10 protein-coding genes are annotated in these 11,773 nt (G+C 66.8%); 7 read left to right on the top strand and 3 right to left on the bottom strand.

The features are described 5' to 3' along the window. Window positions 1–148: 148 nt before the first annotated feature. Complete coding sequence (locus tag LDO22_RS00210; RefSeq protein WP_159632272.1) at window positions 149–1,492, bottom strand: cation:dicarboxylase symporter family transporter; 1,344 nt, start codon at window positions 1,490–1,492, stop codon at window positions 149–151. A 159-nt stretch (window positions 1,493–1,651) separates the two neighbouring features. On the opposite strand from LDO22_RS00210, the gene LDO22_RS00205 reads away from it, so the two are divergent. Both LDO22_RS00205 and LDO22_RS00200 read left to right on the top strand, forming a co-directional pair. Beyond that, window positions 1,652–3,286: a sensor histidine kinase gene (locus tag LDO22_RS00205; RefSeq protein ID WP_224025650.1), complete on the top strand. Its 1,635-nt coding sequence runs from the start codon at window positions 1,652–1,654 to the stop codon at window positions 3,284–3,286. After that, window positions 3,283–3,996, top strand: a complete 714-nt coding sequence (locus LDO22_RS00200; protein ID WP_159632274.1) for a response regulator — start codon at window positions 3,283–3,285, stop codon at window positions 3,994–3,996. Before LDO22_RS00205 ends, LDO22_RS00200 begins: the two co-directional genes overlap by 4 nt. Window positions 3,997–4,056: 60 nt before the next feature. On the opposite strand, the gene LDO22_RS00195 is transcribed toward LDO22_RS00200, so the two are convergent. Continuing rightward, window positions 4,057–5,961, bottom strand: a complete 1,905-nt coding sequence (locus tag LDO22_RS00195) for a propionyl-CoA synthetase (protein ID WP_224027123.1) — start codon at window positions 5,959–5,961, stop codon at window positions 4,057–4,059. Window positions 5,962–6,134: 173 nt separating this feature from the next. Between LDO22_RS00195 and LDO22_RS00190 the strand changes: the two genes are divergently transcribed. From LDO22_RS00190 to LDO22_RS00175, 4 genes are all read left to right on the top strand, one after another. Next, the gene (locus tag LDO22_RS00190) at window positions 6,135–6,791 is read left to right on the top strand and encodes a GntR family transcriptional regulator (protein ID WP_159632276.1); all 657 of its coding nucleotides are present in this window, start codon (window positions 6,135–6,137) and stop codon (window positions 6,789–6,791) included. Then, window positions 6,784–8,304: an MmgE/PrpD family protein gene (locus tag LDO22_RS00185; protein WP_224025649.1), complete on the top strand. Its 1,521-nt coding sequence runs from the start codon at window positions 6,784–6,786 to the stop codon at window positions 8,302–8,304. Before LDO22_RS00190 ends, LDO22_RS00185 begins: the two co-directional genes overlap by 8 nt. After that, complete coding sequence (gene prpB / locus LDO22_RS00180; RefSeq protein ID WP_159632278.1) at window positions 8,304–9,206, top strand: methylisocitrate lyase; 903 nt, start codon at window positions 8,304–8,306, stop codon at window positions 9,204–9,206. The genes LDO22_RS00185 and prpB overlap by 1 nt, the downstream gene beginning before the upstream one ends. A gap of 61 nt (window positions 9,207–9,267) precedes the next feature. Further along, window positions 9,268–10,407 carry a bifunctional 2-methylcitrate synthase/citrate synthase gene (locus LDO22_RS00175; RefSeq protein WP_224025648.1) on the top strand — a complete coding sequence of 380 codons (1,140 nt, stop codon included), beginning with the start codon at window positions 9,268–9,270 and terminating at the stop codon, window positions 10,405–10,407. Between the two features lie 83 nt (window positions 10,408–10,490). On the opposite strand, the gene LDO22_RS00170 is transcribed toward LDO22_RS00175, so the two are convergent. Next, window positions 10,491–10,973 (bottom strand): NUDIX domain-containing protein, encoded by a 483-nt coding sequence (locus tag LDO22_RS00170; RefSeq protein WP_224025647.1) that lies wholly within the window; start codon window positions 10,971–10,973, stop codon window positions 10,491–10,493. A 78-nt stretch (window positions 10,974–11,051) separates the two neighbouring features. Between LDO22_RS00170 and LDO22_RS00165 the strand changes: the two genes are divergently transcribed. Next, entirely contained in the window at window positions 11,052–11,753 is a 702-nt protein-coding gene (locus LDO22_RS00165; RefSeq protein ID WP_224025646.1) for a hypothetical protein, read from the top strand. Window positions 11,754–11,773 lie beyond the last annotated feature (20 nt).

Raw genomic sequence — 11,773 nt, 5'->3', positions numbered from 1 at the left:
CCGACACGGTATTCGACGGAACTTGACTTTCCGCGAATGTTGAGCCTTGACCCTCTAGCTGAGGTCGAAGGTTGCACTGCAGGGCAACGAAAAACCGCCCCCGCAGCAGGGCTGCAGGGGCGGTTTCACGTCTCTTATGGGACAGAGGCTAGGCCTTGGCGGCCTCGCGGGCGCCTTCTTCCTTCGGTGCCATCTCGCCGTGGCCGGCGATCATGGTCTGCTCGTCGAAGGGGACTTCGCCGGAGAGGACGCGGGCAACCTGGCCGCCGTCGATCTCCTTGACCCAGGTGCCCACCAGGACCGTGGCCACTGCGTTGCCGGTGAAGTTGGTCAGGGCGCGGGCCTCGGACATGAAGCGGTCGATTCCCACGATCATGCCCACGCCGCCCAGCAGCTCGGGACGGTGTGCCTGCAGGCCTGCTGCGAGGGTGGCCAGGCCGGCGCCGGTGACGCCGGCGGCACCCTTGGAGGCGATGATCATGAAGACCAGCAGGGAGATCTGGGCGCCGAGGTCCAGCGGGGTTCCCATGGCGTTGGCAACGAAGAGGGACGCCATGGTCAGGTAGATGGCGGTTCCGTCCAGGTTGAAGGAGTAGCCCGTGGGAACGGTGACGCCCACGACGGGCTTGGAGACGCCGAGGTGTTCCATCTTGGCGATCAGGCGGGGCAGCGCCGCTTCGGAGGAGGAGGTGGAGAAGATGATGAGGTACTCGCGGGCCAGGTACTTCATCAGCTTGAAGATGTTCACTCCGGCAACGACCTGGAGGAGGCCGCCCAGGATGACCACGATGAACAGTGCGCAGGTGATGTAGAAGGCGATCATCAGCGTGAACATGCTCACGATGGCCTGGACGCCGGTTGCGCCGACGACGGCGGCGATGGCACCGAAGGCACCAATCGGAGCCAGCCACATGATCATGATGAGGATGCGGAAAACGAGGCCCTGGGCGTGGCCGATGGCCTTGAGGATGGGGGTCCCCTGCGTGCCCATCTTCTGCAGGGCGAAGCCCACCAGGATGGCGGCCAGCAGGGTGGGCAGGACGGGGATGTCACCCGGGATGATGCCCATCAGGAAGTCCACGGTGCTGTCAGTGGCGGCCTTCTTGTTGGGGTCGTAGGGCGTCAGCTTCAGGCCTTCGCCGGGGTGGATCAGGTTGCCCACCACGAGGCCGATGGCCAGCGCGAAGGTGGACATGATGATGAAGTAGCCCAGTGCGAGGCCGCCCACCTTGCCGACGGTGGCTGCCTTGGCAATGGATCCGATGCCCAGGACAATCGTGCAGAAGATGACCGGGGCAATCATCATCTTGATGAGCTTGACGAACCCGTCTCCCAGGGGCTTGAGGGACTTGCCCACCTCCGGGAAGAGCAGGCCGACAACCGCGCCGAGGACGACGGCGGCGATAACGGCAATGTAAAGGTAGTGGGACTTGTCCAGTCCCTTGCGCCGCGGCGTCGCGGTCTCGAGCGACTCTCCTCGTTGAGAAGCCATGATGTGTCTCCTTGTGGATATTCTGATAGACGCTGCGGCGCAGTCTCTGGGCTCAACACGTCCGTGCAATGTGATATCCATCATTGGGCACCCCGTGATCCAGCTCACCGTTGCGTTCATATTGGTCGCGGCACCCCCGGGGTTCTGAAGGAGGCAGGCATGATCCACCGCTGGAGTATCGCCCGCCGGCTCTTCCTGGCGAACCTGCTGATCGTCGTATCCTTCATCGCCATTGTGGGGACTGCGGCCTACGTGGACGCCCGGGACCGTACGTATGACGAGGCGGGGCGCCGCATGGAAGGAGTGGCTGCCTCCATCGCCGCCAATCCCCTGGTGCTCCAGGCCGCCGCCACGCCGGACCCGTCCGCCCTGCTGCAGCCTTACGCCAAGGACGTCACCAGCGCCGCCCACATCGACTTCATCACCATCATGGCTCCTGACCGGACCCGCTGGACACACCCGCGGGACGAGGAACTGGGCCACCCGTACATCGGCTCCATCGACGCTGCATTGCAGGGCCGGGCCTTCACCGAAGTCACCGCCGGCACCCTGGGCCCCTCGGTCCGGACCATCGTTCCGGTCAAGGACGCCCAAGGGACCGTGAAGGCGCTGGTGGCGGCGGGTGTCACCGTCCGCAGCGTCGACGTGGCCTTCACCGGCCGCCTGCCGGTCCTGCTGGCCGTCGGCATCGCCCTGCTGGTGGGCGGATCCCTGGCGTCGTGGCTGCTGGGCAGGTATCTGCGGCGAGTGACGCGCGGCTGGGGGCCCGAACAGCTGGCGCAGTTGTTCACCTACTACGAATCAGTGCTGCACTCGGTGCGCGAAGGGCTGATCCTCATCGATGCCAAGAAGCGCGTGGTGATGTACAACGACCAGGCTGCCGAACTGCTGGGCCTCGCCGAAACGGGCAGCAACGATCCCACGCGGCCCCCATCCCTGGCAGACCTCCCCCTGGACAGCGAGCTGCGCAGCCTGTTCGATTCGGGGCGCACCACCAAGGACGAGATGGTGCTGACCGGTTCCCGCGTGCTGGTGGTCAACCAGGGCCCGGCCAGGGGGCCCGAGTCCCCTGGGGCGCGGGGGAAGGTCCCCGTGTATGGAACAGTGGCCACGCTCCGGGACCGGACGGAAATCGAGGCACTGGGCAACGAGCTGCAGACCATGCGGACCCTTTCGGATGCGCTGCGGGCCCAGACCCATGAACACGCCAACCGGCTCCACACCATGGTCTCGCTCCTGGAGCTTGGCCGGACGGGCGAAGCCCTCGATTTCGCCACCCAGGACCTGGCCCTGAGCCAGCAGCTGACGGACGACATGGTGAGCTCGATTGATGAACCGGTGGTGGGAGCCCTGGTCATGGGCAAGGTGGCCGAGGCCCACGAGCGCGGCGTCCAGCTGGATGTTTCCACCCTCGGCTCGGGCGCCGCACCCGGGGTGGCCGTCCAGGACCTGGTGACGATCCTGGGCAACCTGCTGGACAACGCGATTGATGCTGCTGCCGACGCCCCTCCCCCGCGGCGGGTGGTGCTGACGCTGGAGGCGGACGAGGAAGGACTGGACATCGCCGTCAACGATTCCGGGGCGGCCATCGACCCCGCGGATTCGGAAAAGATCTTCCGGCACGGGTTCAGCACCAAGCCCGCCGGGATGGGGGGCCGGGGCATTGGACTGGCGCTGGTCCGGCAGGCCGTGCAGCGTTTGGGCGGTACGCTGGCCATTAATGGCCGGCGCGGCGCCAAGTTCGAAGTATTCCTGCCTGCGGCGGTCTCCGCGGATAAGGAGCACAGACAGTGAGCAACATCCGGGTCCTCGTCGTCGAAGACGAGGCCATCGCTTCCGCGGCCCATGCCGCGTACGTGGGGCGGCTGGAAGGGTTTGAGCTCGCGGGGACTGCACCCGATGGCCAGTCCGCCCTGCGGCTCCTCAATGAATTCGTGGCGGCGGGAGAGCCGGTGGAACTTGTCCTGCTGGATATGAACCTGCCCGACCTGCACGGCCTGGACATCGCCCGGCGGATGCGCTCCGCCGGGATCCTCGCGGATATCATCGCCATCACCGCCGTGCGCGAGCTGGCAATCGTCCGCAGCGCCGTCGCCATCGGCGTGGTCCAGTACCTGATCAAGCCCTTCACGTTCGCCACCTTCTCGGACAAGCTGGAAAACTACCGCCAGTTCCGGCAGCAGCTGGCGGGTTCCAACGGCGGTCCCGGCAAGGGAGGTGCCTCGCAAAGCGAGGTGGACCAGGCTTTTGCGAGCCTCCGTGCGCCGTCCGAACTTCCCCTTCCCAAAGGCCTGTCCACCTCGACCCTCGGCTCGGTCCAGGAGTTCCTGCGCGGCCAGCCCGAAGCAGTGTCCGCCACCGAGGTCATGGATGCCCTGGGTATGTCCCGGGTAACCGCGCGGCGCTATCTGGAATACCTTGCCGACGCGGGCACCGTTTCCCGGACCGCGCGCTACGGCACCCCGGGAAGGCCGGAGAACGAGTACCGCTGGAACGCGCGCTGACGCGCCGAGGCTAAACATGCGGGGGTCCACGTGCGAAGGTTCGACGCCCCGCCCTGACCGTCAGCGGGCTTCCGCCCCGCCCACCCGGAGGGTGCCGATCAACTGGTCGATGACCCCGGGATCCTCGATGGTTGAGGGTACGGTGTACTCCTCGCCGTCTGCGATCTGGCGCATGGTCTTGCGGAGGATTTTCCCGGACCGGGTCTTGGGCAGCGCGTCCACCACCGTCACATGCTTGAAGTCCGCAACCGCACCAATGTCCCGCCGGACCAGGGCCACCAGGTCCTTGGCCAGGACGTCTTCGGGGATGTCGACGCCGGATTTGAGCACCACGTAGCCGCTGGGGCGCTGGCCCTTGAGGGGGTCGGCGAGGCCGATCACGGCACACTCGGCAACCGCCGGATGCTGGCCGATCACCTGTTCCATGGCGCCGGTGGACAGCCGGTGTCCGGCAACATTGATGATGTCGTCGGTGCGGCCCATGACGAACAGGTACCCGTCCTCGTCGCGGTAGCCGGAATCGCCCGTGGCGTAGCAGCCCTCGAAGGCCTGCAGGTAGGACGAGATGAAGCGTTCATCGTTTCTCCACAGGGTGGTGAGGGTGCCCGGCGGCAACGGCAGCTCCAGGACGATGTTGCCTTCGGTGCCGGGCTCCACTTCCCCGCCCGCGCCGTCGAGGATCCGCAGCCGGAACCCGGGCATCGGAACGCTCGGGGAGCCGGCCTTGATGGGCAATGGCTCCAGTCCACGCGGATTGGCGCAAATGGCCCAACCTGTCTCGGTCTGCCACCAGTGGTCCACCACGGGCACGCCTAAAACCCTGGATGCCCAGTGGAACGTGTCCGTGTCCAGCCGCTCGCCGGCGGCGAACAGCGTCCGCAGGCTGGAGACGTCGTAGTTCCCCAGCAGCGATGCCTCCGGATCGGCCTTGCGGATGGCCCGCAGCGCCGTGGGAGCGGTGAACAGCACGTTGACCTTGTGGTCCTGGACCACGCGCCAGAACGCCCCGGCGTCAGGAGTGCCCACCGGTTTGCCCTCGTACATCACGGTGGTGGCTCCGGCCAGCAACGGACCATAAACGATGTAGGAGTGCCCCACCACCCAGCCAACGTCGGACGCCGTCCACATCACGTCGCCGGGGCCGATGCCGTAAATGTTTTCCAGGGTCCAGCGCAGGGCGACGGCGTGCCCTCCGTTGTCCCGCACCACGCCCTTGGGCGCGCCCGTTGTTCCGGAGGTGTAGAGGATATACAGCGGGTCCGTGGCCTGCACGGCGACAGGGGCCACGGCTTCGGCCGAAGCCATGGCCGAATCCCAGTCCAGCCATCCAGCATGGTCCCCGGCCGCCGATGCGAAGCCGTCGCGCGCTTTGACCACCACGGGAATGCCGGCCGTGCCGGCCAGCCCGAGGGCCTCCGCGACGGCAGGCAGGTATTCGATGCGCCTGGCCGGTTCGATCCCGCCGGAGGCCGTGACCACGGCGGCGGGGGCGGCATCGCGGATGCGCGCGGCGAGCTCCTTGGGCGCGAAGCCGCCAAAGACCACCGAGTGGACCGCGCCCAGCCGGGCAGTGGCCAGAATGGCGATGGCGGCTTCCGGGATCATGGGCATGTAGATCACCACGCGGTCGCCCTTGCCGACGCCGTGGCGCCGCAGCACGCCGGCAAAGCGGGCCACGAGGTCCGTCAGTTCCGCGTAGGTGTAGCGCTGCTGTGTACCCAGCATCGCGGAGTCATGGATCAGGGCATCCTGCCCTCCGCGGCCCTCGGCGACGTGCCGGTCCAGCGCGTTGTAGCAGGTGTTCAGGGCGCCGTCGGGGAACCAGCTGTAAAGCGGTGCCCGGCTGGAGTCCAGGGCCCGGCCCGGCGGAGAGGTCCAGGAAATCTTCTGCGCTGCCTCCAGCCAAAAATCTTCGGGCTGTTCGAGGCTGCGCTGGTAGCTGTCCCGGTAGCTTTTGGTGACCATGAGGGGTATCCCGTCCACGACGTTGTGATGCAGCTCATGGTAGCGGGCAGAGTGCGCCCGCCACAAGGGTTATGTATACAGAAATTGGATGGAATCCGAATATTTTCCCCTTTTGCTGTAATCCGACGCCTCTTGTGTATACACTGATGCTGTCACCGAGGAAGGAGAACTGCATGCGCGCCAGCGACAAGGCCTACGCGGCCCTGCGGGACGACATCATCGAATGGCGCCTCGCTCCCGGTACTGTCCTGGCCGAGGTGGAACAGTCCGAACGCCTTGGTGTGTCGCGCACACCGCTCCGTGAAGCACTGGGCCGCCTGACGGCAGAGGGGCTGACGACGGCAGGCGGCCGCGGCGTCGTGGTCACCGACATCTCCCTCGAGGACATCGACGAACTGTTCGAACTGCGCGAAACCCTTGAGGGCAAGGCCGCCGCCCTGGCTGCCCGGCGAGGGGACGCTGCCACGTTCGAGCAGCTGCAGCGCGAACTGCTCAATGCCCCCGCGCTGATCAGCGGCGGGGACCCCGCCCTGCATGACTATTACGAACTGGTGGGCCGGCTGGACGCCGCCATCGACGCCGCCATCTCCAACTCCTACCTGGCCCAGGCCATGCGAAGCCTGCGCGTGCACCTGGTCCGGATCCGCCGGCTTGCAGCGGACGACGCCCGCCGCCTCACCGCCGCAGCGGCCGAACACGCCGCCATCGCGGAGGCCATCGCAGCCGGCAACCCGAAGCTCGCTGAGGCGGCGACGATCGTCCACCTGCACCGAAGCCTCTCCCACGTCAAAGCAACCCACGCATCCCACCCGAAGGAGCACCATGGTTAAGGAACACCACGTCCGCGTCTACAAGAGCGAAGAGAACCTGCCCCGCGAGGACCAGCTCGCCTACAAGATCGCCCAGGTCGCGGCCGATCCCGTCGCCGTCTCCGACGAAGTCACCGACATGGTCATCAACCGCGTCATCGACAACGCCTCGGTGGCCATTGCTTCCCTGAACCGCGCCCCGATCGTCGCTGCCCGGGCCCAGGCGCTCACCCATGGTCCCAGCACCGGAGGCAAGGGCTCCAAGGTCTTCGGCATCGAGGAACGGGTTGCACCGGAATGGGCTGCCTGGGCCAACGGCGTGGCCGTACGGGAACTCGACTACCACGACACCTTCCTCGCCGCCGACTACTCCCACCCCGGTGACAACATTCCCCCGATCCTCGCCGTGGCCCAACACGTTGGGTCCAGCGGGCACGACCTCATCCGCGGCATCGCCACCGGCTACGAAATCCAGGTCAACCTGGTCAAGGCCATCTGCCTGCACAAGCACAAGATCGACCACGTCGCCCACCTCGGCCCCTCCGCCGCCGCCGGCATCGGCACCCTGCTGGGCCTCGACGTCGAGACGATCTTCCAGTCGGTGGGCCAGGCGCTGCACACCACCACCGCAACCCGGCAGTCCCGCAAGGGCGAGATCTCCACCTGGAAGGCGCACGCCCCGGCGTTTGCCGGCAAAATGGCCGTCGAGTCCGCGGACCGGGCCATGCGGGGCCAGACCTCACCCGTGCCGATTTACGAGGGCGAGGACGGCGTCATCGCCTGGATGCTCGACGGCCCGGACGCCTCCTACATGGTCCCGCTCCCCACTCCGGGCGAAGCCAAGCGTGCCATCCTGGACACCTACACCAAGGAGCACTCCGCCGAGTACCAGGCGCAGGCCTGGATCGACCTGGCCCGCAAGCTCCACGGTGAGCACCCGGAGGTCACCGACCCGGCCAACGTCGAGTCCGTGCTGATCAAGACCAGCCACCACACGCACTACGTGATCGGCTCGGGCGCGAACGATCCGCAGAAGTACAGCCCCACCGCCAGCCGCGAGACCCTGGACCACTCCATCCCCTACATCTTCACGGTGGCGCTGCAGGACGGCGCCTGGCACCACGTGGACTCCTACGCCCCGGAGCGCGCCGCGCGTCCGGACACCGTGGAGCTGTGGCACAAGGTCACCACGGTGGAAGACGCGGAATGGACCCGCCGCTACCACTCCCTGGACATCGCCGAGAAGGCCTTCGGCGGTTCCGTGGAGATCACGCTCAAGGACGGCACCGTCATCACGGACCAGATCGCCGTGGCCGACGCGCACCCGCTGGGCGCCCGGCCGTTCGCCCGGGAACAGTACGTGAACAAGTTCCGCACGCTGGCCGCCGGCCTGGTGGAAGAGGCTGAAATCGAAAGGTTCCTCGCCGCCGTCGAACGCCTCCCCGAACTCGCCGCCGGCGAGCTGGACCAGCTGAACATCACCGCCGCCCCCGGCGTGATCGACCTCGCGGCGGCACCGAAGGGACTCTTCTGATGCTGTACTCAAAGACAACCCCGGAACAGAAGCGGATCCGGTTCCGGGAACTGCTGGCCTCCGGGACCATCCAGCAGTTCCCCGGCGCCTTCAACCCGCTCTCCGCCCGCCTGATCGAGGAGAAGGGCTTCGCCGGCGTCTACATCTCCGGCGCCGTCCTGGCCAACGACCTGGGCCTGCCGGACATCGGCCTGACCACGCTGACAGAGGTGGCCACCCGTGCGGGCCAGATTGCCCGCATGACGGACCTTCCCTCGATCGTCGACGCCGACACCGGGTTCGGTGAACCGATGAACGTGGCCCGCACCGTGCAGGAACTGGAAAACGCCGGCCTGGCCGGCTGCCACATCGAAGACCAGTTCAACCCCAAGCGCTGCGGCCACCTGGACGGCAAGAACGTGGTGGACCTGGATACTGCCACCAAGCGGATCCGGGCCGCCGCCGACGCCCGCCGGGACCCGAACTTCCTCATCATGGCCCGTACCGACATCCGGGCCACCGATGGACTGGAGGCGGCGCAGCAGCGAGCCAAGGCCCTGGTTGAAGCCGGCGCGGATGCAATCTTCCCCGAGGCCATGAAGGACCTGAGCGAGTTCAAGGCCATCCGGGACGCGGTGGACGTGCCGATCCTGGCCAACATGACCGAGTTCGGCAAGAGCGCGCTCTTCACCGTGGATGAACTGGCGGGCGTGGGCGTCAACATGGTCATCTACCCGGTAACGCTGCTCCGTAGTGCCATGGGCGCTGCTGAGCGTACTCTGGAATCGATCAAATCCGACGGCACCCAGGAGGCACAGGTTCCAAACATGCTGACCCGTGCCCGGCTCTACGACCTCGTTGACTATGAGGCCTACAACCACTTTGACACCGGGGTGTTCAACTTCCGGATCCCCGGAGTCTGACACCCCACCGGACTGCCGGCCCCGGCCGGTCAACAGGCGTTAGGAACAAAGGAGTTTCAGCATGGCTGAAAATGAGATCAAAAAGGGCCTCGCCGGCGTCGTGGTGGATTACACCGCGGTTTCGAAGGTCAACCCGGACACCAACTCGCTGCTCTACCGCGGCTACCCGGTCCAGGAGCTGGCCGCCCGCTGCAGCTTCGAGGAAGTGGCCTACCTGCTGTGGAACGGCGAACTGCCCACAAAAGAGCAGCTCGCGGAGTTCACCGCGCGGGAACGTGCCGGACGTGCCCTTGACCCCGTGGTCAAGCAGGTCATCGACGCCTTGCCGGTGACCTCGCACCCGATGGATGTCTGCCGGACCGCGGCCTCGGTGATGGGTGCCCGGCACCCGCAGGCGGAGGACTCGTCGCGGGAGGCCAACATGGCCAAAGCGGTGGACCTGTTCGCCGCCATGCCCGCAGTGGTGGCCTACGACCAGCGCCGCCGCCACGGCCAGGAGCTCGTGGAGCCGCGCGATGACCTGGGCTATTCGGCGAACTTCCTGTGGATGGCCTTCGGCGAGGAACAGGTGCCCGAGGTGGTGGATGCCTTCAACGTCTCGATGATCCTCTACGCCGAGCACTCCTTCAACGCGTCCACGTTCACCGCACGCGTCATCACCTCGACGCTCTCGGACCTGCACTCAGCGGTAACCGGAGCCATCGGGGCCCTGAAGGGTCCGCTGCACGGCGGGGCGAACGAAGCCGTAATGCATACCTTCGACGAGATCGGCATCCGGCAGGAGGAGTCCCTCGAGGAGGCTGCGGCGCGGGCGAAGGCCTGGATGGAGGATGCCCTGGCCCAGAAGAAGAAGGTCATGGGCTTCGGCCACCGCGTCTACAAGCACGGCGACTCCCGGGTCCCCACCATGAAGGCCGCCCTGGACAAAATGATTGCCCACTACGGCCGCCCCGAACTGCTGGGGCTGTACAACGGCCTGGAAACGGCGATGGACGAAGCCAAGGCCATCAAGCCGAACCTTGACTACCCGGCGGGGCCCACCTACCACCTGATGGGCTTCGACACCCCCACGTTCACCCCCCTGTTCGTGGCCAGCCGGATCACCGGCTGGACCGCGCACATCATGGAGCAGTTGGACGCCAACTCGCTGATCCGCCCGTTGAGCGAGTACAACGGGGTGGAGGAACGGCACCTGGCCTAGGGTTTGGTTGGAACGTCCGACGGCGGGCGGGCACTGCGGTGCCTGGCCCGCCGTCGGCTTTTAACAACCTGGAGTTTGCCGCGTCAGCCCAGGAGGCTGCGGGATGACGCGACGGTCTCGTTGTCAGTGTGCATGGTGACCACTACGTTCACCCTGCGGCCCTCCAGCACCACGGGCAGCCAGTGGTCCGCGTCCTGCCACATGCGGTCCACCGGGAGGGTGTCCACCGGGAACCACTCGGGCAGGATCTCGTCGCTGGGTTCCGGTTCGCCCTCCCAGGTACGGGCGGTGAACAGCGTGGTCTTCATGTTCCATTCCGGGCGGGCGGGAAAAAGGAAGTGGACCGATCCGGCATCCGCCAAGTCCTCCGCCTGCAGCACCACCCCGGTCTCTTCAAGGACTTCCCTGATCACGGCCTCCGCGTCGGTCTCCCCCGGCTCAACGTGGCCGCCGATGCCTACGATCTTGCCTTTGCCGAACCCGGTTTGCTTGAGTCCCAGGAGGACTTCGGCCCCGTCTTCCCCGTCACGGAGAAGGAAGCATAGGGTCACAGCGGCTGCGGTCATTGCTCCAGCTTAACGTGGCGCCGGCCCCGTACAGCGGTGCGGTGCCGCGCTCCGGTGCCCGTTGCTACAGTGAGCCCCATGAACACGGAAGGCGGGGAACAGTCCACGCCCGCTCCGGGAGTCCGGCCTCCGGGACGCAGCACCGTCCGGTTGCCTGGCTGGCTGGTAAAGAGTCCGCTGTATGCCGGATGGCTGTGGACCGGAGCGTGGGCGTTGCTGATCCTCGCCGACGAATACCTGGACCTGGCCGGCTGGGCCTGGTACGCGTGCGTGGGGATGGCCGCACTGCCCACCCTGGGCTGCACGGTGGCCGTCCTGCATGCCACTCCACGCACATACCTGCGGCCCGCGGGAGAGTCCGTGCTGGCACACTTCTTCGTGCGGTTCCTGGCGTTGACGGCCGCTTTCCTGGTCTGGGGCATCTCGGTGGTGGCCAGCGCCTCGGTTTCAACCACGGTCCAGGCGCTTGCAGGTGAATCGGAGCGGGCAGTCACCTCGCTCGGCCTGAATCTCCTCGTGGCCGCCGTGCCGTTGGTTGTGTCTGTGCTGTGGATGGCCCTGATCGTGCGTTGCGCCTGGTTCCTTGCCCGCCTCCGCGGCTGGCACCAGGCGCCTGGGAATTCGCGCGTCCCGGCAAGGTTCCTGCGACGTTCCCCGGAACTCCGGAGGGTGGTCATTGGCCTCGCCCACCCGGGCCTGCTCCTGGTGGCCGGGCTCGGCACTACTCTCCTGGCCCTGGTCCTCAGCGGACTGGAACTGACGCTCAACGTGATGGAATGATCCCCCGCCCGCCCGCCCGC

It is taken from the genome of Arthrobacter sp. NicSoilC5 (genome assembly GCF_019977395.1).
In the GTDB taxonomy this organism is placed as follows: domain Bacteria; phylum Actinomycetota; class Actinomycetes; order Actinomycetales; family Micrococcaceae; genus Arthrobacter.
Note: the sequence above shows the minus strand (reverse complement) of the source record. Positions and strands in the feature narration are given on the sequence as shown.

Excerpts from the sequence above, each read along its gene's own strand:
- LDO22_RS00210 (WP_159632272.1), bottom strand. The coding sequence starts at position 1,492 with ATGGCTTCTCAACGAGGAGAGTCGCTCGAGACCGCGACGCCGCGGCGC.
- LDO22_RS00205 (WP_224025650.1), top strand. The coding sequence starts at position 1,652 with ATGATCCACCGCTGGAGTATCGCCCGCCGGCTCTTCCTGGCGAACCTG.
- LDO22_RS00195 (WP_224027123.1), bottom strand. The coding sequence starts at position 5,961 with ATGGTCACCAAAAGCTACCGGGACAGCTACCAGCGCAGCCTCGAACAG.
- LDO22_RS00190 (WP_159632276.1), top strand. The coding sequence starts at position 6,135 with ATGCGCGCCAGCGACAAGGCCTACGCGGCCCTGCGGGACGACATCATC.
- LDO22_RS00185 (WP_224025649.1), top strand. The coding sequence starts at position 6,784 with ATGGTTAAGGAACACCACGTCCGCGTCTACAAGAGCGAAGAGAACCTG.
- prpB (WP_159632278.1), top strand. The coding sequence starts at position 8,304 with ATGCTGTACTCAAAGACAACCCCGGAACAGAAGCGGATCCGGTTCCGG.
- LDO22_RS00175 (WP_224025648.1), top strand. The coding sequence starts at position 9,268 with ATGGCTGAAAATGAGATCAAAAAGGGCCTCGCCGGCGTCGTGGTGGAT.
- LDO22_RS00170 (WP_224025647.1), bottom strand. The coding sequence starts at position 10,973 with ATGACCGCAGCCGCTGTGACCCTATGCTTCCTTCTCCGTGACGGGGAA.
- LDO22_RS00165 (WP_224025646.1), top strand. The coding sequence starts at position 11,052 with ATGAACACGGAAGGCGGGGAACAGTCCACGCCCGCTCCGGGAGTCCGG.